The organism is Rhodococcus sp. 06-156-4 (assembly GCF_002259345.1).
Classification (GTDB): Bacteria; Actinomycetota; Actinomycetes; order Mycobacteriales; family Mycobacteriaceae; genus Rhodococcoides; species Rhodococcoides fascians_E.
On the sequence record NZ_NPGB01000020.1, the window covers coordinates 294,579 to 318,132 of the forward strand.

Below are 23,554 nucleotides of genomic sequence, written 5' to 3' on the forward strand. Positions count from 1 at the left end.
CGAGCCCGCTACCGGGCCGTGACCGTCGTATTGCACTCGCATTACGGACCCGACGGGCGTGCTCGTGTGTCGATGCCGTACGCCTGAGCCATCACCGACTCGATGACGCTGCGCGGCAGCAGTCTCCGCGCGAGGAACACCAGCGGCGCGTTGCTCCCGACTGCGTAGAGCGGCCGAGTCCTGGTGTCTTCGATGGCTTGGAGCACGGTCCGAGCAACCTTGCCGGCCGAGATCCCCGTGGTTTCCTTGTCGTCGAGAGCCGCTATCGCGGAGGTGAACTGCTCACGGTACGGAGAATCGTCGCCGCAGTACTTGGTTCGGCGCCCGGAGAGACCGGTGGCGATGGAACCGGGTTCGACGGTGGTGATGTCGATCCCGAACGGTTGCAATTCGTACCGTGCCGCCGTCGCGAAGCCCTTCAGTGCGGCTTTGGTCGCCACGTACGACGAGCGGTACGCCATGGGAAAGCTGGCGAGCATCGAACCGACGTTGACGATCGTTCCGCGACGTCGTCGACGCATCCCCGGCAGCAGGAGCTGAACGAGCTCGACGGGCCCGTGAACGTTGAGTTGAAACAACCTCTGCACCGCGTCGATCGGCAGTTCCTCGATGGGCCCGCATTGGCTCTCGCCTGCATTGTTCACCACTACGTCCACATCGACGTCGTGCAGCGAGTCGACGAACGCGCGGATCGAGTCTCTGTCGGTGAGGTCGAGGTCACGATAGTCGACCCCGTGAACCGGACTGCTCACCGTCGCGCTGGTGCGGCTGGTGCCTATCACCCGGTACCCCCGGACAACCAGCGCCGACGCCACCGCTCGCCCGATTCCCGACGATGCGCCGGTCACGATTGCTGTCTTCATCCTTGCCCCTGTTCCGCCCGCGCGAGTGCGCGGAGCTTTCCCACTGACATGCGAAGCCCGTACGCCACCAGAGTCTTTCGACCGTCCGGGTGCGTCCAGCGCAGCAGGGCCGACCCGTCGTCCACCGAACCGGTGACAATTTCCGGTTCACCGACGAGTGGCAGCGGACCTACCGCCTTGATGGACAGCCCGAGCACCTCGGTCCAGAAGTAGTCGTCGACCGGAGCGCACCGAGCGGCTGCTCCGAGCGCGGATGCTGCAGCAACCCTGCCCTGAGCCACAGCGTTGGACCAGAACGGTCCGCGTCGGGGATATCTCGACGGCTCCCGGAAGTACGTGACGTCGCCGGCAGCGAACACGTCGGGTACCGACGTCGAGCAGTCCTCTCCTATCCCCACACCGTCTCGATCCGCAACGCCGGTACCGTCGAGCCAGTCGGAGACCGGCACCTCCCCCACACAACTGACAACGACATCGGCATGCAGCGCAGTGCGATCCGGCAGGACGATCCCGTCCACGGGACTGCCGGACAGCGTTACCGGCCCCGCAGGGCGCAGCATACTTCCGCTGTTCTCCGCCAGGCGCTCTTCGATGGCCGCAGCAAGGAAGCTTCCGAGAACTCGCTCCAGAGGAGGATCCACGTCGACGACGGTTGTCTCGATAGTGCGTCGGACGCACGCCGAGGCGATTTCCATTCCGAGGAAGCCTGCGCCGACGATGATCGCCGACGATGCCGCGTCCAGCCGGGAACGCAGGACCCGTGCGTCGTCATGGGTTCTGACGACCAGTTCCCCCGCTTGGCCGACCCGAGCCAGGCGTCGAGCATCGGCGCCTGTCGCGACGACGAGTGTGCCGTACTCGACGTCGGTTCCGTCCGAGAGAGCAACGGTCTTTCGGCCTGGATTCAACCGTGTTGCAGCAGAGTTCAGTTCGGTGATGCGCAAGTCGGACAGGTCCCACCGGGCCGACGTGCCGTCGTCCGAGTCCAGGACGTGCTTGGAGAGCGGCGGTCGTGAGTACGACCCGTCCGGATCCGCACCGATCATGACGATGTCTTTGTCGTAACCGAGGGCTCGGAGCTCACGGGCGGCCGCGCAACCGGCCGTCGACCGACCTACGACGACGATCGGAGCTGCGTTCATTTCTGTTCGCGCAGCGCGGCCACCGGGCAGGCGCCGATCGCGGACCGCACCGCAGCGACCTGCTCCTCGGGCACGTCCTGGTGGTCGTACGCGTAGTGCAGTTCGCCGTCGTCGTCGAGGCTGAACACCTCGTGTGCGGCCTCTTCACACAGTCCGTGGCCTTCACAGCGATCCCAGTCGACGTCGATCCTCATGCTTGCTCTCCCCTGCTCGGTACCAGCTCGAGCGGTAGCCGTTCGAGCCGGTGAATGATGTTGTTGACGGCCCACTTCGGCTCTCCGGTCAGTTCGATTCGTTCGACCCGACGCGCCAGCGCCTGCAGCATCGATCGTGTTTCCAACCGTGCTAGACCCTGGCCGGCGCACCCGTGTACGCCGGACCCGAAGCCGAGCTGCCGAGCGGCATCGCGGGTGATGTCGAACGAGTCGGGTCGATCCCATTCGGCAGCATCACGGTTGGCCGACGCGTAGATCACCAACAGGCGGCTCCCACGCGGAATCGGAACTCCACCGATGTCGACGTCGCGCGTTGCTTTGCGCGAGAACGCGCGTAGCGGCGACTCGAACCGGACCACCTCGTTGACGGCGCCTGGGATGAGCGTGGGGTCGGCCCGCACCGCCTGCCACTGCTCCGGGTGCTGCGAGAACAGGTACAGCGCACTCGAGATGGCTCCGATGGTGGTGTCCAGAGATGGCGCCATGTAATCCACCATCAACGCAGGACACGCCTTCGGGTCGATCGTGCCCTCGTCGGCGGCAGTGAGCACATCGCGGCCCATGCTTCCTTCCAGCACCGATCTGTTCTTCACGACGCGACGTGCGAACGCCATCATTTCCGCCACGGCCTTAGCAGCACCGACCGACCGGCAATTCACCGGTCCCATAGCGTCGAATGTCGCTCCGGCCCAGCGCAACAGCTCCTCGCGGCCGTCCTCCGGCCATCCGACCAGATCGGGAACGACCGACAGCGGAAGGACCGTCGCCAAGTCCTCGACCCCGTCGACGTCCAGCATCGACATCGCTCGATCGACCACTCCGTCGGCGGCCTCCTCCACTGTCGTGGTCATCTTTCTCAGGGCTTTGGGGGTCATGCGGTGCGCCAGAACGGATCTCTTGGTCGCATGGTCGTCCGCGTCGCTGTTGAGCGTCGTGCCGCGCCCCAGGCGATTCGCGACGGCGTTGAGCGACACTCCGTCGCCGGAGATGAACGACTCGTCGTCCAGCAGCACCGCCTTGCAGTCCGCGTAACGCGATACGGCATAGACGCGTTGGTGCGGCAACCACACCGCAGGACCCAAGGCGCGCAGCCGCTGGTAGTGGGGATACGGGTCGACGATCGCGTCGACGTCGTAGATGTTCTGTCGGTATCGGGGGACCGACGAGTCAACGGTCACCGGAGCTCCTGACAATTCGATAGGCGCAACTAGGCAACCGAGTGTGCAGTGACGGCACCGACCGGCCTGCGGCCATCACGGTTCTGTCCGGCCGCACGATGGCAGCGTTGGCGCGGCGTCGATGCAGCCACATCCCGAGTTCCGAGGATTGCGGGACCTCCAGTGCGGTTGCGCCTCGGCGGACAACTTCCGTGTTCTGCTCGCGGGTGAGCGGTGTGGTGGAGACGAACAGGAAGCACCCTGGGGCAACGTCGTCGACCCTCCTCCCGCGATCGACGACGGCGTTGGGACACAGCGATCCGGCGAGCCCACGCGACAATACTTTTCGCGTAACGAAATTGGAGGGCGACAGGCGCGGCGAGGTACTGTCGGTCACCTGTGCTCCGATCATGGGTAGGTGTCCGAGGACGGGCGCGACGGACTTGCGCACGGCGTCGGTGATCGCTCCCCCACCGGTCATTGCCCTCCCGATTGCCACGGCCAATCGAATCGACGACGTCACGTGAGGTTTGCGCTCCGCTTCGTAGGAGTCGAGAGTGTCGTCGGCGAAGGATCCGTTCATGACGCCTACCAGTTTCCAGACCAGGTTCATCGCGTCGCGCACACCCGCGCCCATGCCCTGCCCGATGAACGGCGGCGTCAGGTGCGCTGCGTCGCCGAGCACGAAGATGCGACGATCGCGCCACCGGTCGACCACTCGGGCACGGAAGGTGTACTCGGTGGATCTGATCAGGTGCAGTGCGTCCCGATCCGCAGTACCTAGCCATGGCGTCAGCAGAGGGCGGACACTGTCGAGATCATCGAAATCGTCGGCAGTTTCGGTGTCGCGGAGCCGGAATTCCCACCGATGACGGGTGTGGCCGATACGCATGTAGGTTGCGGCCCGTTCGGTGTCGCACACCTGGTGCACACCCTCCCACAAATCGAGCTCGGCCTCGGTGGCGATGTCGATCACCAGCCATCGTTGCTCGAAGCCGAGGTCGAGCATTCTCGATCCGATCGATGACCGCACGGTGCTGTTCGCTCCGTCGCATCCGAGTACATAGTCCGCGGTGACGGCACAGCGTTCTCCAGTGCGTGTATCGAGGTATGTCACGACGCAGTGGTCCCGCCTGTTCGCGACGTCGACGACGGTGCAGCCGCCTGCCATGTGGACGCCGGCGAGCGAGGACAGCCGCGACCGCATGAGATGCTCGAGGTCGGGTTGATCGAACATGTTGGCCTGCGGAAAGCCGTGCGGCCTGCGGTCGGGGTCTCGATCGAACACTGCGAGCGTCGTGAGGCGTCGGTCGACCAACTGCAACCCGCGGGCCGGTCTGGAGATCGCCGCGAACTCTTCGGCCAACCCGAGGCCACCGAGTATTCGGTAGACCTCGTCGTCCATGTGCACCGCCCGAGGTTGCGGGTACACACCCTCCCAGCGGTCCATGATGGAACAGCTGATTCCGTACTGCGCCAACAACAGTGCGGCCGTCATCCCGGTGGGCCCCGAGCCGATGATCACGACCGGGTGGTGATCGACGGACTCAGGCATACCGAACCCTGGTCCGTTGAATGCCGAGATCGAGTGCCCCATCGGGTGTCGACACGGCCAGTTCCAGCACATCGCCGTCCTGCAGATACGACGGGTTGGACGACTGTTTCTTGAAGAAGATCTTCCATTTGAGTGCGGGAGGGAGGAGCGAGCCGATGATCTCGATCGGTTTGGCGGGCGCCGTCAGCGCTGTCCCGCCTGGAGTGCCTGTCAGCAAGAGATCACCCGGGTCCATACGCTGAAATCGTGTCAACGTTCGCAACGTGTCCAACGGGTGGTAGATCATGTCCGCGACCGTGCTGTTCTGCCGTACTTCACCGTTCACGCGCAGGGTGAGGCAGAGATCGGTGAAGCGGCTGAAGTCGCCCGCCTCGAGGAGCAGCAGCACCGGTCCGGCGGGCGTGAACGTGGGGTACGACTTTCCCTCGTAGAACTGAGTTTTTGGCAGTTGTACGTCCCGGGCGGACACATCGTTGGTGATGACGAGAGCTGCAATGTAGTCGGCCATGTTGTTCTCGTCGAGTGCCGTGCCCACGGTCATCGATGCGCCGAAGACGAGCCCGATCTCGATCTCGTAATCGAGCAGTTGCACATGCGCGGGCTTGACGATGTCGTCTGCCGGACCACTGATGGACCCCGATGCCTTGCGGAAGAACGTCAGCGGCACCGTCTCCGGGTTCATCCCCGAATCCCTCACGTGTGTCACGTAATTGGTCATCTGCGCGACGACCCTGCACGGCGCGGTCACCGGTGAGACCAGCGCCAGACCCTCCACCGACGCGGTCGCCGAACCGCGGCGTGCGGCGTCGATCGCGGCCCGGTCGGCAAGGAGCTCGGCTGTCGTCACCGCGTCGGTGTCGACTCGGACGGCGCCGCCTGGCGTGTGCACCCACCAGGCGTCGACGGTACGGAGAATCGAAACAGTCATGAGTTGGCTACTTTCAGCAGGCCCCGCAAGCGCTGGGCGTCGAATTCGTTGTCGTGTCGTAGCGACGAGATGATCGACCGCAGTTCCCTCAACGAGTGCCGTCCGGGCGCGATGCCGAGGAAATCTCGCGTTGCCGGCGGTCCCCATTGGGCGAGGCCCGACGCCGTCATCGGGGCCCAACCCGGTTCGAGCGAGCTGTCGAACAGGTCGCCGTCGCTGAAGTGCTCGACCAGGAAACCGTCGGGATCGCGCCAGTAGTCGAAAATCTGGCTTCCCTGGATGTGTCGGCCGATCCCCCACGAGTGTCGGTAGCCGCGTTCGGTCAGGAACTCGCTTCCCGCGGCGATAGCGTCGAAATCACACACCTGGTAGGCCGAGTGCACGTATCGATCCGAGGGTCCCAGTGTCATCGCCACGGTGTGGTGGTCGGTCGGGGTGTCGCCGCGGTCGCAGCGGATGAAGCTCATCACCGGTCCACGTTCGCGCTGATTCTCGTAGAAGAGAAAGTCACTCACGATGAGCCCGAGGTGTTCCAGGTACCAGTTCAGGTTTTCGAGATATCGAGTGCGCGAGAGGACGACGTGACCGATGCGCTCGACGAGCGCTGGTTCATGGGGAGTTCGGCACGTCGCGTTGACGCGAGTACGACTCCCGCCGTCGTTGTGGGGGTGGATGCGCTGGCCGGTCAGCGCAGGAAGAGCCCGGGTGCCGGCGACCACGCGTACCGGTTGTCCGCTCGGATCGTGGAGAGTGACCCCGATACCGCCGATGCTCTCGTGCAGTCGATCGACCCGACGTCCGGTTGCCTTGCCCAGCCGAAGTACGTCGGACTCGTCGACGGCCTGGAACGCCGCGCCGACGAAGCGGGTTCGCGTGCCTCTGCGAATGACGACGCACGGCGAACCGCCTTGCGTGCCCCGAAGGTGGAGCTCCTGGGACGAACGATGGGTCACGGTGAACCCGAATGCCGACGCGAATGCCTCGGCACGGAGAAGGTCCGGTTTGCAGAATTCCAGCCAGGCGATGTCGTGAATTTTGACGATCGGATTTTTTGCCCGCCCCGGGTGCTCGCCTGGCAGCGCGCCCTGGTCGACGTGCATGTCCTTGTGCGCGTCCGTCATCGTTGCTCCCTCCCTCGTCCACTTTCTGACGATATCGTCACCTATGAGTGAGCCGTCAGTCAAGGGTTCTGACTAAATCGTCAGCTATGAGGGTGGTCTAATGTGGCGACGGACATTCACGCGAAGAGGGGTGTGACCAGCAGAATGACCACTGCAGGAAACCGGCTCGAACGCCGCAAGGCTCGTACCCGCTCCGCGCTGATCACAGCTGCGCAGCGGTTCATCGCCGACGGTAAACCCAACGCGCCGATCCTGGAGATAACGCAAGCCGCCGACGTGGGAATGGGCTCGTTCTACAACCACTTCGACAGCAGAGACGAATTGTTCGCTGCCGCAGTCGAGAGCGCACTGGAGTCCCTCGGGGACTACCTGGATTCACTCACCGTCGAACTCAGCGACCCAGCGGAGATATTCGCACAGTCCTTCCGCATCACAGGACGGCTCTTTCGCCTGCAACCCGAGCTGAGCCGGGTTCTCGTCAACTCAGGACCATCCCTCATCGCCTCGACGAAGGGCCTGGCTCCGAGGGCCGCACGCGACATCGCCGCAGCTACCGAAGCCGGCAGATTCGTCGCCCCTGATACAGACCTCGCCATGGCATTGGTCGCGGGATCCCTCCTCGGCCTCGGGCAACTACTCCTGCAGCAACCCGACCGCGACGACGCAGCCGCCGCCGACGCCATGACGGCTGGAATCCTTGTCTCACTGGGACTTCCACGCGCCGAGGCCGACGAACTGTGCAGCCGGCCCATACCGTTGGGCGCTGCCGATCTCGACCAGCCCTGACCGTCGCGGTCTCAGGGGTGCGGAAATGCGACTCAGCCTCCCTGAACGTAGGTTTCCACGTGAGCGCCGGTGACCACTCCGACATTCGGCACAAGCGCACCCCACCCTGAGCTGCATGTACCCGACGCCTGACCTGTCGGCCCGAACGAGCTGGTCGACGCGGTGTACGGCCCGACCGCGTAGAACGGGAAGGCATTGGGGATGCCATGAAGACCCCAGCATTCCATGCTGAGGAAATACTCTCTCCGGGGCGGAGCTCCGGTGTCGTGGCAGGTTACCGATGCGCTGAAAGAATCGTGCACGACGGCACAGTCCTGCGGGCCGGCAGACGCCACCCCGGAAATCGAGATCGAAGCGGTGGCCAGACCGCACATGACGACGCTAACTCGTGCGGCTGCAATAAGTTTGCTTCTCATAGGTAGTAATTCGCCGGCGCGTGACACGCCGTTACGTCCGGAAGCAAGTAGTCAGCCCGCTGCACTTCTCGTCGTTCTCGACAAATGCAGGCAGTTTTCGCCCACATTGTGAACATATGGCAGTGATGCAGCCTACATCGCCGGCCATAGGCTTTCGTCACGCCGAAAAGCGGGGGCGAGTGTTCGGACCCCGACGTTCTCTGATCGGCGTTCTCGAAAGAATTCGGCGTCCACGCCGCCGTCGATGAAACGTCTACAGTCCCGCTTCGAGAGGAACCCCATGACCGGTGCAGCCGACGCTCGTATCGAGAGCCTGGAAAGAACTTCACCCGAGCGGGCGCGCACACGTCGAAAGGCGCTGATCGCCGGCGCAACGGGGAACATCGTCGAGTGGTTCGATTTCACAATTTACGGCTTCAGCGCCGCAGTTCTCGCCACAGTGTTCTTCCCTGCCGAGTTCGGCAGCGGCGCTCTGCTCGCCACCTTTGCACTCTACGGTGTCGCGTTCCTCGCCAGGCCCGCAGGCGGCGTGGTTTTCGGCAGGCTGGGCGACCGGTTCGGCCGCCGAGGATCCCTGTCCTTGGCAATTACGCTCATGGGTTGCTCGACAGCGGCTATCGGGCTTCTGCCGACCTACGCCTCCATCGGCGCTGCTGCCCCACTACTCCTGCTGGTCTGCAGATTGGTTCAGGGTTTCTCGGCCGGCGGCGAATACACCGGAGCAGCCACCTTCGTCGTCGAACACGCGCCATACCACCGTCGGGGACTTTACGCCGGAATCATTGCCGGTTCGTCCTTCGTCGGCAGCATTCTCGCGACAATCACGGTACTGACGTTCAATTCGGTTGGCACAGAGTACATCCTGGACGGTGGGTGGCGTTGGCCGTTCATCATCGGAGGGGTTGTCGCAATTGCCGGCCTGTTCATGAGGCTTGCGGTCGACGAAACACCGGCTTTCACCGAGATGAAAGAAAAAGAAGCTCTTCTCACTCGCCCCCTGGCCGATCTGTTACGCAATCACTGGCGGTCTCTGGTCACTGCGTTCGTCTACTTCGCGTCGCTCGGTGTCGCTACTCATATGCTCATCGGTTACATGCCGACATTCCTGACACACGCTGCAGGAGTGTCGAGCACAGCTGCATTGATGCTGACGTCCGGTGCCCTGGTGCTCGCGGTTCCTCTGTACATCGCCTTCGGCGCAACTGTCGACCGGATAGGCAGGCGTCCCCTGGTCAGAATCGGAATGGTTGCATCGGTTCTTGTCGCGGTTCCCAGCTATGTTCTGATCGGCACGGGAAACATCGTCGCAATCGCAGGTGCGTTGATCGTCTTGGTTATCGTGCAATCCTTGCTTGCCTCAGCTCTTCTCGCGGTCCTCGAGATGATGCCGACGAATGCTCGATTCACGGGTACCGCACTGCCGTACAACTTTGCGTACGCGCTCTTTGCCGGTACCGCGCCTTTGGTATGCGAGACGCTGGTCAACACCACGGGCAGCAACCTGTCGCCTGCGTTCTATGCAACCGCGGTCGCTTCGATTGCGCTTCCGGTCCTCTGGCGCGGCATACCGGAATCGAGAATCGCAGGGACGGACCGCCCTTTGCACAGCTGAGAAACCCAACGATGCAGTGGCACCTCCCGAAGCAATCGATCGAACCGGGACTCGACATATGTCGATGGTCCCGTGCCCAAGTCGCAACGCGCGGCCACTGTCCGTTCCGGTGGTCACGCACCATGATGGGACCTGGGCGAAAGCACATGAAAGACATGCGTCATCGTTGCCATTACGGAGGAGACATCCGAAGAGGCGAAGACCGGGAGGTTGTGTGACGGAAACGTGGTACGCAGGAGGAAGAGTCGCGGACGGATCCGGTGTCGAACCATCCGCGGTGGATGTCTGCGTGAGTAACGGGATCATCACCGCCCTCGGCGATGCACCAGCAGGCGCGACAACGGTGGATCTGGATGGCAGGTTGGTCACCCCCGGACTGATCGACGCGCACGTTCACCTCGGTCTGTCCAGTCCCATCAGAGCACAGTTCGGATTCGAACTGTCTGCCGCCGAGATCGCGGCCGACATATTCGCCTCGGCAGGCTTCGCCCTCGATGCCGGCTTCACGACCGTTCGCGACACCGGTGGCATAGACCGCGGTGTCGTCGACGTCATCGCCAAGGGCAAGGTGCGGGGTCCGCACGTCCTGTCCTGTGGCCCTGTCCAATGCCAGGTCGGCGGGCACGGATACTACGGCGCCGATTGGGAACCCACAGAATTGTGGACACAGCATCACATTCCCGGGCTGTGTGCGCTGTCGCTGATGTCCGGCAACGCCGACGAACTCAGGAAGAACGTGCGTGAGACGTTTCGCCGGGGTGCCACGTTTCTGAAGTTGTGCGTTACCGGTGGAGTCGTGGGCGGGCACGACCGTCTCGCGGACACCCAGTTCACCGTCGAGGAAATCGCGGTCGCTGTGCAGGAAGCCGCAGCACGAGGCACGTACGTCACAGTGCATGCGCACGGTAAGGAAGGGATTCGCAACGCAGTACAGGCGGGGGTGCGCTGCGTAGAACACGGCACCGATATCGACGAGCAGACAGCGGCTCTGATGCTCGAGCACGACGTCGCTATGGTGCCCACCTTCTCCGTGATCGACCAACTGTTGAACGACGGGGTAACGGATGTCGATCCCGCGACTGTCGAACGAGTAGCAGGAGTTCGAGAGCGGATGGCGGCCGCTCTCGAGGTTGCCCGCGCGTCCGGCCTGCGCATCGGCCTCGGTTCCGACCTCATCGGTCCGAATCAGCAACGGCGCGGCGACGAGTTGCGCGTGCGTTCGGAGTTGGAATCGCCGATGCAGGCCTTGGTGTCCGCAACGAGCGTCAATGCAAACATCCTCGGCGTGGGCGACACCGTGGGCATGGTGCGGGTTGGAATGCGAGCAGACCTGACCGTCTGGCAGGAAGACCCTCTCGAAGACCCCGATGTCTTCGCCGATCCCGAGATGGCCGTCGTCGTAGTCAAGAGCGGCACGACAGCAAAGGACATTCGTTGAGCGCGATATTGCATGGTTGCCTTCCGGACACCGAATACCTCGAAGTGGAGTCACGCTCAGGCAACCGGTACGGAATCTGGATAACCACACCTCCCGGATACGAAGAATCCAGCGAATCAGTGCCACTGGTCTACGTGTTGGACGGCAACTGGACCGTGGGTTTCACCGCTCCGCTCATCGTCACGCAACGCGATCCGTATCTGAGCATTGCGCCCTACATTCAAGTCACCGTCGGCTACGCCGGTGACGAGGCATCGGACTGGGCGCGGCTTCGCAACCGTGACCTCGTGCCGCCCGGGGAACCTATCGGCGATGACGTAGTGGCTGCATTGGAGTCTGCACGCGAAACCGGGGCGATGAGTCAACGGGACATCGACGCCTACATCGAGCAACACTCGGACTGCAATGCGGATACGTTTCTGGACTTTCTGACCGACGAACTGCACCCTCGTCTGCACTCTCACCTTCGCGTCAGCGACACCGGTCACGGGCTGTTCGGGTTCTCGTACGGTGGGCTCTTCGCGTTGTACGCGTGGCTTCGCGGCGGAACTCCCTTCTCGACGGTTGGCGCGGGAACACCGGGGATCAGCAGCGCAGACAGCCAACTGTTCGACATGATCGGAAACCTTCCGGAAGCGAGCGACGACGGCCCAGGCGCCGGACGTCTCCACGTCACTCTGAACAAGGTAGAACTCTGGGGCGATGTCCCCGTGTATCGCGGCTTGGCCCGAAATGTCCTCAGAGCGCTCGAGGGACTGCGCGCACAAGGTCGTTCGGAGCTCCTGTCGACTTCGATGCTCGACGAGACGCACGTCACCGGAGTACAGGCATCCTTCTTGAGCTATCTGAAGGAATGTCATGTCCGGTGATCGAGCGAGGTGGTCTCGGACCGCGCTGCACTAGCATCAAGGTGCCTGTCGAGAGTTGCGAGGAGAGTCCACATGTCCATCGACGAACTGCAGCTCCTCGTCGACGACCTGGCCGGGCGACTCCGCCGTTCTGTGGCCATCGACGACCCGTCCATCCGACTCCTTGCGTCCAGTCGACACTTCGGCGACGAAGACTCCCTGCGCGTCGCATCGATTCTGAATCGAGCGGTACCCGAGGAGGTTTCGCGGCCACTTCTCGCTCTCGGCATCGGCACCTGGATCAAACCGGGTAGCGCGCGGCCCGATGTGCCGGGGAGCGAGAAGCGACTCTGTGTACCTGTGCGGTGCAAGAGTCTGCTTCTCGGTTTCCTCTGGCTGATCGACAGTGAAGAGAACCCTCTGACCGAGTCCGACGTCGAAATGGCTGAGGACACTGCCTCGCGCGCGGGCATTGTGCTGTACGAACGACTTCTGCGTCATGAGCGTTCGAATGCTCGTCGCGAATCGATTCTCCGCAACCTCGTCAGCTCAACTCCAGAGGTCAGGACGCAGGCCGTCGAGGATGTAGTCACCGACCAGCTGTTCGCCCCGCGACCGATGCTTTATCAGGTCATCGCAGCGCAACGCGACACTGCACACTCGGTAGAAGCATCGGACGACATAGCGGTACAGGTCGCGATGCAGGAAGCGCTGGACACTCTTCCGACCGGCGCCGGTCTAATGGTGGCAGACAAGTCCCGCGCGTGGATCCTTCTTGCATTCGAGAATATTCCGACGCCACAACAATTGAAGCGCGTCACCGAACGCGCGGATTATCGCTTTCGCCAACTGAGTGGTCGGGACAGTCGATTCGTCCTCGGCGTCGGCGACACCGTGAACGAGCTCGGCGCGGTATACCGCGCCTATCGCAGCGCGACGGCCGCAGTTCGCGCTGCACTGCTCGTCCCCTCGCTCGGCGACGTGGCGAGATGGGGCCACCTGGGTCCCTACGACGTCCTACTGCGACTGTCCCGTGACGAAATCATCGGAGCTACACAGGTTTCACCTGTGAAGGCACTCGAAGCCGCGGACAAGCAACAGGTACTGACGACTACCCTCAGCGCATTCTTCGACAATGCGTGCGATATTCGACGCACCGCGGAACTGCTGCGAATTCACCGTGCGACGCTCTACCAGCGACTCAAACGCATCGAGCAGATCACCGGTTGCAGTTTCGACAACGGCGACGACCGACTCTCTCTGCACCTCGGCTTGAAGATGAAGTCCATAGCCGAAGCACACGACTCGTCGATCGGCTGACTGTTCCGTACGGGCGCCGTACGCGACAAATTCTGTTCGTAGTCAACCGAAGTATCCACAAATGGAGATAGCGTCGCCCTCCGGTCTAGGCAAAACTTGTGGTTGTAGCGGTTCGCTTCGTGTACACCGTCGCCACAACAAATCTGGAGGAACGATGCCCCGATCGACCGATGCGATAGTTGTGGGAGCCGGGGTGATCGGCAACTCCATCGCTTACGAACTTGCTGCTCGTGGTTACGAAGTCCTGGTCCTCGACAAGGAGGGAGGTTCCGGGTTCGGTTCCACCAGCGCCTCCAGCGCGGTCATACGCTACAACTATTCGACGTACGACGGGATGGCTGCAGCATGGGAGGCCGCGCACTGTTGGAAGAGCTGGCGCGAACATCTGGACGACTCCGCCCGCGGACCAATTGCCCAGTTCCACGAATGTGGAATGGTATTCCTCGATGTGGACCTCGCCCCACGTGAACGTACGGTTCGACTCTTCGACAAGATCGGGGTGAAGTACGAGCTGTGGGACTCGAAAACGTTGGGCGATCGGATCCCAGGAATCGATGTCGGGTCTTACTACCCTCCCAAACCTGTTGACAGCGAGGAATTCTATGCCGACACCCACACCTCGCTCGGAGCGGTGTTCACACCTGAAGCCGGCTTCGTCGACGACCCCCAGCTTGCGGCGGCCAACTTGGGCGCTGCCGCGGCAGCGAAAGGCGCGATCCATTCGTTCCGCACCACAGTGATCGGCATCGAACAACAGGCCTCGCGGCAGTGGGCCCTTCGACTGGACAACGGCGACACCGTCGAAACCTCGGTCGTGGTCAACGCTGCTGGGCCGTGGTCGAATGCGCTGAACGCAATGGCAGGAGTGGGATCAGATTTCACCGTCACCGTTCGCCCCCTCAGGCAGGAGGTTCATCATGTCTCGGCGCCGAAAGGCTACAACCACCATGCGCGACTCGGGCCGATGATCGCCGATCTCGATCTGGGAACCTATATGCGACCAGAACACGGCGGTGGCTTTCTGATAGGTGGTACCGAGCCCGAGTGCGATCCACTGGAATGGATCGACGACCCCGACACCGCAAACCCGAACCGCACTGCCGCTCGTTTTCAGGCGCAGGTCCTCAGAGCAGCTCGGCGTCTTCCACATTTGCCGGTACCGTCCCAGCCCAAAGGAATTGCCGGCGTGTACGACGCTGCCTCGGACTGGACCCCGATCTATGACAAGACCGATCGACCGGGCTACTACGTAGCGATGGGCACCAGCGGTAATCAATTCAAGAACGCACCTGTCGTCGGCCGAATGCTGGCTACTCTGATCGAGAAAGTCGAGGCGGGGCACGACCACGATCTCGATCCAGTTGTCTACACGGGTCCGCACACCGGTGTGCAGATACATCTCGGATCCTTCTCCAGGCGCAGGGAATTCAATACCGAGTCCACCGGAACTGTCCTGGGTTAGGCAATGCATCTGGACCACATCGGTCGACCACCGCACCAACACCTGAACTCATGCACGATGATTCTTCGGAAGGGCTTTCGAACATGACACTCAGCACGCAATCCGTCGCGGGCGCCGCAGACACAACAGTCTTCGACCGGACCGATGCACTCGAGGGATTGCCACACGAGCAGGTCGTCTTCTGCGAGGATCACGCCACGGGCCTGCAGTCGATCATCGCGATCCATTCGACCACCCTGGGTCCCGCCCTGGGTGGCACCCGGTTCTACCCCTACTCGGACCAGGGGGCCGCTTTGACGGACGTACTCCGCTTGTCACGTGGGATGACCTACAAAGCGGCAATCGCAGGCGTTCCACTCGGTGGCGGCAAAGCCGTGATCATCGGCGATCCGCGGGACATCAAGACCCGGGCTTTGCTCCGGTCGTACGGACGCTTCATCGACACTCTCGGCGGCCGATACATCTCTGCGGGCGACGTCGGCACCGGCGCAGACGACCTCGACGTCATCGGAGAACGGACTGCCCACGTGGTCGGACGGTCGGCGGCCGCGGGCGGTTCCGGCAACAGCGGTCCGATGACTGCTCTCGGCGTCTACCAATCCTTGCGTGCCGCGGCCACCTCGACCTGGGGCACGCCCGATCTCACGAATCGTGTGATCGGGGTCGAAGGCGTGGGAAAGGTCGGCTCCGAGCTGATCGCCTTGCTGGTGCGAGCAGGGGCGAACGTCATCGCGACGGACGTCGACGTCGAGGCAGTGCGCGCTGTTGCAGCCCGCTTCCCTTCGATCGTCGTCTGCGACGATGTTCTCGACGCCGAGTTGGACGTGTATGCCCCCTGCGCGCTGGGTGCGACCGTCACCGTCGCTTCCACCGACAGGATGACCGCATCTATCGTGTGCGGCGCAGCAAACAACCAACTCCGGACTGCGGACGTCGGCCAGTATCTGCACAGCAAGGGTGTGCTGTGGGTGCCCGACTACGTTGCCAACGCCGGCGGACTCATCCAGGTTGCGGGGGAAAAGGACGGTGTCGACGCGCAGTGGGTCCGCCACCGCGTAGAGAGGATCTACGACACGGTGTTGTCGATTCTCGACCGCTCCCGCTCCGACAGTGTTCCCCCAGGCGAGGCTGCCGACCGAATCGCTGGCGCACGCCTCCGGCTCGAACGGAACGGGGTGTGACCGGTCTCCGCGCTAAAGCACGCCAGTCGAGACCCGGGTTGCCTCAGGTTGCTACAGACCGGTGGGCCGCTTCGATCCAGTTGCTGAACTCGCAGGCGAGATGCCACTGATGTTCTGCGATCAGTCTTGCCGGTGTCGTGCCAGGAAACTGCACCGTCAGCACAGCGTCGAGGTTTCCGTTGACATTGCGAAATTGATGTCGCACACCGCCGATGACCAGACCGTCATCGAGAACAGCTGATCCCGCGACCTGGATGGGATAGTCGTGATCGATCTCGATCGTCAACGACGCCGTTCGGGTGTAGTCGACCAAGAAGCGGCTTGCCGCAGGCGATCCGCCCGTCGTCTCGATGACCTCCTGGCGCCCGTCGGGCAGCCCCCGCAGAAGGTAGTGATCGGGACACGCGTCGAGCATGTCGGTTTCTGCATTGGTGATGGTCAAGTTGTCGAACCACTCCACGGAGCGTTCAGCGTCCACCCCTGGGACCTGCAGCCGTGTCACGGCATGTCGGGTGCGGCCGCGACTGGCGGCAACACCGATACGCGTGAGGCGCTCCGATACTGCCATCTCGCGTCGGAGCGCAGCGTAGATCCCGGCATGTCCGAGTTCGTATTTCAATCGCGTCAATGCAGACCGTTGCTCGGCGAGGTTGGTCGACAGGAGCTGTTGGACCGACTGATTCGGCGACAGCTCGCGCATCGCCCGCTCCCCCAGCTTGGCCGCGAATGTGGTGAGCACTTTCGTTGCGCGGGCGGACTCCCACTCGAGCACACGCTGTCGAGACACCGTTCTCGCCCCGATGGTGGCCCGAATGTCCAGCGACTCTTTCATCTTCATTCCCCATCTCAGACGCGTGATCGAGCTACTCCGGTGGTAGGCGACCGAAGATGAGCGACTTAACGCCAGCAATTATTGCGTTAAGGATCCTTTACCGCAAGAGGGCAGGTGCTCGGGTTCGTCGAACGGTTCCCCTCAACCGCCCCGAACAGGGTGTAAGTGGATCCTGGCAGGCATCTAGCGTAGAAACAGAGCCCATGGACCGGGCCACACACGACATCCCTGAATCCGCGGCGGGTGACGGCGAGGTGCGTAGGAGAACCGGCGGCAGATCGGCACGTGTGCGCGAGGCGGTGCTCACCGCAACTCTGGACCAAGCCCGCGAACACGGTATCGAAGGATTGACCATCGGCGACATCGCCGCACGCGCCGGCGTCGCCGAGACGACCGTCTATCGCCGGTGGGGTACTCGAACCGCGTTGATCGCCGACGCTGTCACGGATCTTGCAGCTACCCATAATCCTGTCCCGGACACGGGAACCCTGCGCGGAGACCTGATGGTGGTCGCCGCCCAGATAGCGCAGCTGATCTCACGGCCAGGCATCACGCGTTTGATCGGCACGACCATCGCCCTGTCTACCGATCCGGACGTCAGCGCCGCACGAAACCGGTTCTGGACCGAGCGATTCGAACAGAGTTCCCACGTGATCACCCGAGCCCTCGAACGGGGAGAGTTGCCCTCGAACACCGATCCCCGTTCGCTACTCGAAACACTCTGCGCACCGATGTATTTCAGACTGCTCGTCATCGACGAGACCCTGGACCGCGCTTTCATCGAGCAGTGCATCGACCACACCTTGGTCCTGTACGGTGCAACTTCCTGAGCGGTGCCCCCGCTGCGACAACGACAGTCACCGCACCGCCGAGTGGTGTCGACGATGTGAGGGGACGTCGTGATGAGCCGGTAGCCGCACGTCTTTTTCGCCGTCATCCGGTGCCCTGTCTGTGTGCTCGATCGGGGTGTGCAGCGCTTGGGTTCTGCCGGCCGGGGCACCTAGGCGGGCGCCGATCAGCTGCGGCGCGCTCCCATTCCCCGCGCCAGCAGGTCGTCGACGAATCGGCGGGTCAGTGCGTCCGTGCGCGTTCCGACCATCGCGACGACCGCGCGTTGTAGCGGTGGCCGCATCGGGGTGACGATGCCGGCGAACCGCGCGGGGAGTGCGGTGGTCGGAACGAGCGCGATTCCGAGGCCCGCGTGGGCGAGTTGTGCTGCTGTGGTGGCGTTCCGGGAATGGGTGACAGCATCGAGCTCGACGCCGTGGGTTGTCGCGACGGAGTCGAACCACCCGCGTAGACCGTTCGACGGGTGGTAGTGCACGATCGGTCTTCCGGCGAGATCGGTCCACGAGATGGCGGGCTCGTCGGCGAGATCGAGCCCCTCCGGAATCACCGCTACGATGTCTTCCGTCCCGATCACGTGGGTGACGCCGGTGAACTGCGTCGAAGCCGGACCGACTGCGAGGTCGATGTCGCCGTACGAGAGTGCGTCCGCCATCGCATCCGCGCTGGCGAACTCGGTCAGGTCCAGTCCGATGTGCGGATACTTTCTCGTCCATTTTCGTAGCGTGGGCGCGAGGACTGGGACAGTCATGCTTTCGGCGCACCCTAGCCGTAACCGGCCTTCGCGTCCCTCAGCCGACGCTCGTCCGATCCGGACGATTCGGTCGGCAGCTGAGAGTGCGGCCCGCGCATCGTCGAGCAATGCGCGGCCGGTCGGGGTCGTCCGAACCCCGCGCGGGAGCCGTTCCAGCAGCGGGGTGCCGATTTCCGTTTCCAACGACGCCAACTGATGAGACAGCGCAGGCTGTGAGAGATTCAACTTCGCTGCCCCGGCGGTCACAGAACCGGCGTCCACCACGGCGACAAAGCATTCGAGGGCTCGCAGAGTCGGCATCGGTCGAGCGTATTCTACGGCGACAGTCCGACGCCTCTAGCTTGAATCCCTTTTCAGGTAGCGGCTTGTCGTCTGAACGAGCATCGTGCTGAAGAAGATGCCGATCAGCGTGAGGATTACGCCGGACCGAATGTCTCCGTCGATGAAGTTCGTGACGGCGACGACGTAGGAGATCACGGCCATGACGATGCCTGCGGCCATTCTGATCCTCGGGTCGACGTTCATGTGTGTCAGCTCCTGTCGTAAGTAATGGTGTGCGATGGTGGCGGCTCGGCTCGGTTCGGTCAGCCGACCGCGACGAGTCCGGCTTGTCGGAGGAAGGTGAGGTTGTCTTCGAGGTGCCAGTCCGAGTCGATGCGAGCATCACCGACGTGCTGGATGTCGATCGCACCGAATTCGATCGGTTGTCCGGTGCCGGTGCGACCGTCGTACGTGCCGGTGAAATGACCCCGGAAGATCAACCGTGCGGTGAAGGTGTCACCAGTGACGTACAGATCGACGAGCTCGCACGTCAAGTCGGGCACCGCAGCGCGGAACGTGTCCGACGCCGCGACGGGTCCCGCTGGGCCTTGCGGGCGTCCTGGCGGCAGCGTGTTGTCGACGAAGCCGGGGTCCACCGCTCGGTCGAGATACCCCTTATCACCGGTATTCCAGAACGTGTACAGCGTCTGCGCGATACGGACGACCTCACGGGTCCGGTCCGTAACCGGTGCATCGCCGACGTTCATCGTCCCCGGTGCGACCAGGTCGACCGCAGAATCCACCAGAGGCCGGTCGGTGGTTGTCGCACGGGCGGAACACGCCATCAGTGGCAGCGTCACGGCCACCAGGGCAGCCATTGCCGTGAGGAGTTTCATGCCAACCGCCCTCCCCCGTCGACGTGCAGGGTGACGCCGGTGACGAAGGTGTTCGTCAGCAAAGACAGTGCAGCGGCCGCGATGTCGGACGGTCGACCGACTCTGCGGACGGGGTTGGTGCGCGCCGTATCCGCGAACAGTTCGTCCTTCCCCGGTCCCATAGAGTCCCAGGCCCCCGAATCCACGATCCCAGGTGACAGGGCATTGACGCGGACGGGTGCAAGTTCGACTGCGAGCGCCTCGGTCAGGAACGCCACCGCCCCGTTCGTCGTCGCCATTACCGACAGGCCGGGCGCAGGTCTCCACGCAGCGACACCGGAGAAGAACAGGAACGAACCCCCCTCTCGCAACTGCGGCGAAAAGTGCTTCGCCAGCAGAATCGGTCCGATCACTTTGGCGTCGAATGCGTTTCGGACTGCGGTGCCGTCAAGATCGGCGATGGGTCCGTTCGCATGATCGGCGGCGAGGCTTATGACGTGGTCGACCGAGCCCACCGACGAGACTGCTTGCGCGATGGAAGACTCGTCCGCGAGATTCATCACCACCGCACTCGCTCCCGGACCCAACAGAGCGACTGCTGCGTCGAGAGACTCACGGCGTCGGCCGGCGAGGACCACCTCACCGCCGCCGTCGAGAACAGACGACGCAATGGACCGGGCGATCCCCGACGCTCCGCCGATCAGAAGTACTCGCATTCGAATGACCCTTTCGTTGTGTATGTGTGCCATTCGAGTGAAGCAAGAGAGCGACCGTCGAACAATCGATACTTTCGCTCATTGCCATCGATACCTTCGATACCGGCCATCCTCGCCTGATCTACGAATTGATCGAACTCATCGCCGTCGAGTGAAGCGGTAGCCGACGCAGCGTCGCTCAGTGGTCTGCCGCCGGCCTGAGCTCGGGTGCGCGGTAGCCGCGGCCTCCTCGTACCCGATCACGGGGAACAGTGCGGTGGTGTCGCAGTTCAAGTCGTCTCCGTTGAAACAGGATTCGATGAACTTGGTGTACATGTCGCCGAGAATCGTTGCCGAGCAACACTGTCCATCGAATCGCTCTCACCCGACACCGTGGGAACCAAATGTCGACCGTAGTCGCTCACCGGCCGGAATCCCGGACGCCACCAGCGCGGCACCGTCGGACCGCATGATGGCATCACGCGGTGTGAACTCGATGCGACTCGTCGGGTTCGTGGTAGGTCATGCACAAGCACGTGCGGAAACGCTTCGAGAAACTGTTCAGAGAGATGAAGGAGCCCGACACGAGGCTGGGCGACGGAGGTCCCAATGGGGTACGGACCTGTTCGAACTTGGGCGCGTGGGTACGAATCTCGACGACGACATCCGTCGGCGTAACCGTCGTCAGATATCGCCAACGACGGGGTCGGTGGCACGTAAAGCGGCGCGCATGCGGAAGCCCGCCCCGCAGCCCCCACTCTCGAGGCGGTCCGGAGGTCGATTTCCGACTGCTTCCCATCTTCCGCAAAATGACAAAAACTCCGCCCAGAGCGGTTCTTGAAATCTCGGCCCTGACTCAACTGAGCGTGAGGCTCGAACGGACCGCGGCGAGCTCTCACTATTAGCCCGGCCTGGACCAGATGTGACCAGCAGCAGCTGCTGCAGGTGATGAGCTGGGCTGCAATCTCCAGAAACCAAAACATCCCGCCCCCAGCTTCAGGCTGGTGGCGGGGTGTTTCTGGGTGCGCCATCAGGGACTCGAACCCCGGACCACCCAACGAATCTGTCGGAACTACCCGCCGGCCTCCTCCGACCTCCAGGTGGATTGGACCAGGTTTTCAGACGATCCGATACGTCCAGAGCATGCCATCCCGGGCCCTATGGGTAGTTATTGCCACCACCCTCCTCAAACGGTGACCAGGGCACCACCTGTCGGCAGTCCACCTTGCCAGACGGGGAAAGCCGGCGGCACAGCTGCTTGCACGGTCAGGAGGTAGCGTCCGGTTCCGATGCGCCGTCCGCAGTTGGTTCCGGATCTCCTGCTTCGCTGGCACGGCCTGCGGTTACGTCCGAAGCCCGCTGTCGAGCGTCGGCGACCATTTCGATGACCGGGTACATCACCAGTCGTAGACAAAACCACCATATGTACATCGCAGAATAGCTCCACGCGGAGGCGTCGGTCAGAAGACCATGTGCAACGTCGTTGCGTAAATTCGGCCCACCTTGAGTGACAAGCAACGCCTGCATCTCCATGACCATCCCAGCACCGAAGATCTCCGCAGCCTCTGTCATATCGAGGAGCGCGTTGAGACTCTTCTCGCTTTCTACCCCTCGCTCGTCTACAAATAACGTGTACACGCCATTGGACTGAAGCGCTACTCGGACAGCGTGTTCCAACTGCGGAACTAAGACTGATATCGCGATACCGTAATTCCCGGCTAGACCGAGTGTCAGACCATCGGCCCAGAGCGTTTCATGGCCTGCGGGAACAAGCGGCGACTCGGAACACAATGACACCATGTACTGTCGGCCGAATCGATGGTCCGTTGTGAGAATCTCTTGGGCAGGCTGAATGACTCCCGTCGCGACCAGCTGGGAATGGAAGCCCACCGTTCGGACCATCTCCCCCCAGACTGCAGCCGCGTCGGCACCTTGAGTAGAACCGGGTGTCGAGGCCACTTTCCGGAAGTCGGATGAGATGGTCTCCGACCGGAAGAGGTGGCTGATACTGCCTTCGAGCATCTCCGCAGCTGTCTCGCGAGTCCGTGCCTCGTCCATCGGCGGCGCGAGCTTCGCAAATGATGCCAGCGCGTCGAACTTGTCGGCATGCCCTGATACCTGCGATCGCGCGTACGCGACGTAGTCGGTCAAATCCACTGGATCTGATTGGATGCGCATCATCAGTTCGACCGAGGCTTCGCGGCTCTCGCGCAGTCGGCGACGAAGCTGTTCGATGAGTTCGTCGAGCTCGTTGGCAGCGCGATATGAGCGCGGGATCGTTCGTAAGATCGCGATTGCTTTCTCAAGGAACGAGCCCTCAACGAAGGCACCTGATACTAGATCCGTTTTCACCCGGGCGTCGGCCTCGGCAATGTATGTATGTGCGATACGCTCAAACGCTGCATTCTTTGCTGCACCGTCGGATTTGGGCAGCCACGTTACCGCTTCGCGTTCCAGGTGTCGGGACAGCCGAGGGTTTGGATCGACCGCCTGCGTTGCAAGTTGAACCAACGATCTATAGATGTCTGCGCGTCCGCTCTCATCAACCATTCCGTGCAGACGCAAGGTCTCAGCAATCTGCACAGTTCTGAAGTTTTCGGCGAGCTGGCCCTTAATTACCTCTCCGATCAACACATCCGTCATCTCACGCGCCCTGACCGCCCCTTCTGGGCCGCGCCGAATCGCCAGCTCTAGGGCCCGTATCCACGCATCTCTTCCATATCTGAACCACACTTCTTGAGACAACGGTGTTGACCGATAGGCATCGATTGCCAGATCCAGTGTCGCGACATCGGATCGGTTCCCATAAAACCAGGCGACGTCAGCGGCCCGAGCTCGAAGACTGTCGTGCTTGACGAGTGGGACGATCCGCGCCAGCAAAGCCACGTGACTAGCTTCGAGATCTGACGGCAGCGGCGTCCGTCGGCCGCCGAGCTGCATTGCCGGCGTGTACGGCTCCGACCAGTCGTTGGAATTGAGCATCGCAGACGACGCTGTTGCGAGCACCTGAAGCACAAGCTCTTTGAAGCCAGTCACTGCCGGATCCTTGGCCGCATTCGCGAGGTCTGGCGACAGTAGTTCTGGAAGTTCGTAGGAGTCTGCCGATACTGATTCCAGCACATCCTCCCACCATGAGGGATCAATCAGGTCGTCGCTGGCGACGCGGCCGGTGTCGCTCAGGTTCATTCGTAGGATCCTTCCGCCCATCCAGCGCTTTGCCACAGTGCCGCGAAGACACCGGACCGTC

Annotated in this window: 21 protein-coding genes and 1 pseudogene; 8 read left to right on the forward strand and 14 right to left on the reverse strand. The window is 62.6% G+C overall.

Annotation, left to right across the window (positions count from 1 at the left end):
• Nucleotides 1–41 precede the first annotated feature (41 nt).
• From CH290_RS15475 to CH290_RS15505, 7 genes are read right to left on the reverse strand one after another with little or no spacing between them, the layout of a single operon-like run.
• Nucleotides 42–863: an SDR family NAD(P)-dependent oxidoreductase gene (locus tag CH290_RS15475; protein ID WP_019664870.1), complete on the reverse strand. Its 822-nt coding sequence runs from the start codon at nucleotides 861–863 to the stop codon at nucleotides 42–44.
• Nucleotides 860–2,005, reverse strand: a complete 1,146-nt coding sequence (locus CH290_RS15480; RefSeq protein WP_033190396.1) for an NAD(P)/FAD-dependent oxidoreductase — start codon at nucleotides 2,003–2,005, stop codon at nucleotides 860–862. The genes CH290_RS15475 and CH290_RS15480 overlap by 4 nt, the downstream gene beginning before the upstream one ends.
• Entirely contained in the window at nucleotides 2,002–2,199 is a 198-nt protein-coding gene (locus CH290_RS15485) for a ferredoxin (RefSeq protein ID WP_019664872.1), read from the reverse strand. The genes CH290_RS15480 and CH290_RS15485 overlap by 4 nt, the downstream gene beginning before the upstream one ends.
• Nucleotides 2,196–3,398 carry a cytochrome P450 gene (locus tag CH290_RS15490; RefSeq protein WP_019664873.1) on the reverse strand — a complete coding sequence of 401 codons (1,203 nt, stop codon included), beginning with the start codon at nucleotides 3,396–3,398 and terminating at the stop codon, nucleotides 2,196–2,198. The genes CH290_RS15485 and CH290_RS15490 overlap by 4 nt, the downstream gene beginning before the upstream one ends.
• Nucleotides 3,388–4,932, reverse strand: a complete 1,545-nt coding sequence (mhpA, locus tag CH290_RS15495; RefSeq protein WP_019664874.1) for a bifunctional 3-(3-hydroxy-phenyl)propionate/3-hydroxycinnamic acid hydroxylase MhpA — start codon at nucleotides 4,930–4,932, stop codon at nucleotides 3,388–3,390. The genes CH290_RS15490 and mhpA overlap by 11 nt, the downstream gene beginning before the upstream one ends.
• Nucleotides 4,925–5,860 (reverse strand): fumarylacetoacetate hydrolase family protein, encoded by a 936-nt coding sequence (locus CH290_RS15500; protein ID WP_026347751.1) that lies wholly within the window; start codon nucleotides 5,858–5,860, stop codon nucleotides 4,925–4,927. The genes mhpA and CH290_RS15500 overlap by 8 nt, the downstream gene beginning before the upstream one ends.
• The gene (locus tag CH290_RS15505) at nucleotides 5,857–6,981 is read right to left on the reverse strand and encodes a VOC family protein (RefSeq protein ID WP_033190395.1); all 1,125 of its coding nucleotides are present in this window, start codon (nucleotides 6,979–6,981) and stop codon (nucleotides 5,857–5,859) included. The genes CH290_RS15500 and CH290_RS15505 overlap by 4 nt, the downstream gene beginning before the upstream one ends.
• Nucleotides 6,982–7,125: 144 nt before the next feature.
• Here CH290_RS15505 and CH290_RS15510 point away from each other — a divergent pair, with 144 nt between their 5' ends.
• The 7 genes from CH290_RS15510 (at nucleotide 7,126) to CH290_RS15545 (ending at nucleotide 16,044) form a co-directional block, all read left to right on the forward strand.
• Entirely contained in the window at nucleotides 7,126–7,767 is a 642-nt protein-coding gene (locus CH290_RS15510; protein ID WP_037158288.1) for a TetR/AcrR family transcriptional regulator, read from the forward strand.
• A gap of 696 nt (nucleotides 7,768–8,463) precedes the next feature.
• Nucleotides 8,464–9,795, forward strand: coding sequence for an MFS transporter (locus CH290_RS15520; protein ID WP_033190394.1), 1,332 nt, complete (start codon nucleotides 8,464–8,466; stop codon nucleotides 9,793–9,795).
• 289 nt (nucleotides 9,796–10,084) lie between these two features.
• On the forward strand, nucleotides 10,085–11,233 hold the full coding sequence (locus CH290_RS15525) for a metal-dependent hydrolase family protein (RefSeq protein WP_230621096.1): 1,149 nt from the start codon (nucleotides 10,085–10,087) through the stop codon (nucleotides 11,231–11,233).
• Nucleotides 11,230–12,102, forward strand: coding sequence for an alpha/beta hydrolase (locus CH290_RS15530; protein ID WP_033190392.1), 873 nt, complete (start codon nucleotides 11,230–11,232; stop codon nucleotides 12,100–12,102). The genes CH290_RS15525 and CH290_RS15530 overlap by 4 nt, the downstream gene beginning before the upstream one ends.
• Nucleotides 12,103–12,174: 72 nt before the next feature.
• Entirely contained in the window at nucleotides 12,175–13,401 is a 1,227-nt protein-coding gene (locus CH290_RS15535) for a PucR family transcriptional regulator (RefSeq protein WP_033190391.1), read from the forward strand.
• A gap of 154 nt (nucleotides 13,402–13,555) precedes the next feature.
• A complete protein-coding gene (locus CH290_RS15540) occupies nucleotides 13,556–14,863 on the forward strand; it encodes an NAD(P)/FAD-dependent oxidoreductase (RefSeq protein ID WP_033190390.1) in 1,308 nt (435 codons plus the stop codon).
• Nucleotides 14,864–14,946: 83 nt separating this feature from the next.
• Complete coding sequence (locus CH290_RS15545; protein WP_033190389.1) at nucleotides 14,947–16,044, forward strand: Glu/Leu/Phe/Val family dehydrogenase; 1,098 nt, start codon at nucleotides 14,947–14,949, stop codon at nucleotides 16,042–16,044.
• 43 nt (nucleotides 16,045–16,087) lie between these two features.
• Here the strand turns inward: CH290_RS15545 and CH290_RS15550 are convergent, their stop codons facing one another.
• Nucleotides 16,088–16,876, reverse strand: a complete 789-nt coding sequence (locus CH290_RS15550) for a hypothetical protein (protein WP_230621095.1) — start codon at nucleotides 16,874–16,876, stop codon at nucleotides 16,088–16,090.
• A gap of 203 nt (nucleotides 16,877–17,079) precedes the next feature.
• Between CH290_RS15550 and CH290_RS15555 the strand changes: the two genes are divergently transcribed.
• Nucleotides 17,080–17,706: a TetR/AcrR family transcriptional regulator gene (locus CH290_RS15555; RefSeq protein WP_052083252.1), complete on the forward strand. Its 627-nt coding sequence runs from the start codon at nucleotides 17,080–17,082 to the stop codon at nucleotides 17,704–17,706.
• Nucleotides 17,707–17,891: 185 nt separating this feature from the next.
• Here the strand turns inward: CH290_RS15555 and CH290_RS15560 are convergent, their stop codons facing one another.
• The 6 genes and pseudogenes from CH290_RS15560 to CH290_RS15580 form a co-directional block, all read right to left on the reverse strand.
• Nucleotides 17,892–18,776: a LysR family transcriptional regulator gene (locus CH290_RS15560; protein ID WP_033190388.1), complete on the reverse strand. Its 885-nt coding sequence runs from the start codon at nucleotides 18,774–18,776 to the stop codon at nucleotides 17,892–17,894.
• A 36-nt stretch (nucleotides 18,777–18,812) separates the two neighbouring features.
• Entirely contained in the window at nucleotides 18,813–19,001 is a 189-nt protein-coding gene (locus CH290_RS15565; RefSeq protein WP_019664883.1) for a hypothetical protein, read from the reverse strand.
• Nucleotides 19,002–19,060: 59 nt separating this feature from the next.
• A complete protein-coding gene (locus CH290_RS15570; protein ID WP_033190387.1) occupies nucleotides 19,061–19,633 on the reverse strand; it encodes an ester cyclase in 573 nt (190 codons plus the stop codon).
• Nucleotides 19,630–20,328, reverse strand: a complete 699-nt coding sequence (locus CH290_RS15575; RefSeq protein ID WP_033190604.1) for an SDR family oxidoreductase — start codon at nucleotides 20,326–20,328, stop codon at nucleotides 19,630–19,632. Before CH290_RS15575 ends, CH290_RS15570 begins: the two co-directional genes overlap by 4 nt.
• A 360-nt stretch (nucleotides 20,329–20,688) precedes the next feature.
• Nucleotides 20,689–20,814: pseudogene (locus CH290_RS31055) on the reverse strand (hypothetical protein); the annotation flags it as partial.
• 759 nt (nucleotides 20,815–21,573) lie between these two features.
• Nucleotides 21,574–23,493 (reverse strand): DUF7380 domain-containing protein, encoded by a 1,920-nt coding sequence (locus tag CH290_RS15580; protein ID WP_170947460.1) that lies wholly within the window; start codon nucleotides 23,491–23,493, stop codon nucleotides 21,574–21,576.
• Nucleotides 23,494–23,554 lie beyond the last annotated feature (61 nt).

What these genes read in the sequence shown, in the direction of transcription:
- CH290_RS15500 (WP_026347751.1), bottom strand. Translation starts at nt 5,860, where the DNA reads ATGACTGTTTCGATTCTCCGTACCGTCGACGCCTGGTGGGTGCACACG.
- CH290_RS15485 (WP_019664872.1), bottom strand. Translation starts at nt 2,199, where the DNA reads ATGAGGATCGACGTCGACTGGGATCGCTGTGAAGGCCACGGACTGTGT.
- CH290_RS15510 (WP_037158288.1), top strand. Translation starts at nt 7,126, where the DNA reads ATGACCACTGCAGGAAACCGGCTCGAACGCCGCAAGGCTCGTACCCGC.
- CH290_RS15555 (WP_052083252.1), top strand. Translation starts at nt 17,080, where the DNA reads ATGGACCGGGCCACACACGACATCCCTGAATCCGCGGCGGGTGACGGC.
- CH290_RS15475 (WP_019664870.1), bottom strand. Translation starts at nt 863, where the DNA reads ATGAAGACAGCAATCGTGACCGGCGCATCGTCGGGAATCGGGCGAGCG.
- CH290_RS15560 (WP_033190388.1), bottom strand. Translation starts at nt 18,776, where the DNA reads ATGCCGACTCTGCGAGCCCTCGAATGCTTTGTCGCCGTGGTGGACGCC.
- CH290_RS15545 (WP_033190389.1), top strand. Translation starts at nt 14,947, where the DNA reads ATGACACTCAGCACGCAATCCGTCGCGGGCGCCGCAGACACAACAGTC.
- CH290_RS15550 (WP_230621095.1), bottom strand. Translation starts at nt 16,876, where the DNA reads ATGAAAGAGTCGCTGGACATTCGGGCCACCATCGGGGCGAGAACGGTG.
- CH290_RS15570 (WP_033190387.1), bottom strand. Translation starts at nt 19,633, where the DNA reads ATGAAACTCCTCACGGCAATGGCTGCCCTGGTGGCCGTGACGCTGCCA.
- CH290_RS15540 (WP_033190390.1), top strand. Translation starts at nt 13,556, where the DNA reads ATGCCCCGATCGACCGATGCGATAGTTGTGGGAGCCGGGGTGATCGGC.
- CH290_RS15520 (WP_033190394.1), top strand. Translation starts at nt 8,464, where the DNA reads ATGACCGGTGCAGCCGACGCTCGTATCGAGAGCCTGGAAAGAACTTCA.
- CH290_RS15480 (WP_033190396.1), bottom strand. Translation starts at nt 2,005, where the DNA reads ATGAACGCAGCTCCGATCGTCGTCGTAGGTCGGTCGACGGCCGGTTGC.
- CH290_RS15575 (WP_033190604.1), bottom strand. Translation starts at nt 20,328, where the DNA reads ATGCGAGTACTTCTGATCGGCGGAGCGTCGGGGATCGCCCGGTCCATT.
- mhpA (WP_019664874.1), bottom strand. Translation starts at nt 4,932, where the DNA reads ATGCCTGAGTCCGTCGATCACCACCCGGTCGTGATCATCGGCTCGGGG.
- CH290_RS15535 (WP_033190391.1), top strand. Translation starts at nt 12,175, where the DNA reads ATGTCCATCGACGAACTGCAGCTCCTCGTCGACGACCTGGCCGGGCGA.
- CH290_RS15580 (WP_170947460.1), bottom strand. Translation starts at nt 23,493, where the DNA reads ATGAACCTGAGCGACACCGGCCGCGTCGCCAGCGACGACCTGATTGAT.
- CH290_RS15565 (WP_019664883.1), bottom strand. Translation starts at nt 19,001, where the DNA reads ATGAACGTCGACCCGAGGATCAGAATGGCCGCAGGCATCGTCATGGCC.
- CH290_RS15505 (WP_033190395.1), bottom strand. Translation starts at nt 6,981, where the DNA reads ATGACGGACGCGCACAAGGACATGCACGTCGACCAGGGCGCGCTGCCA.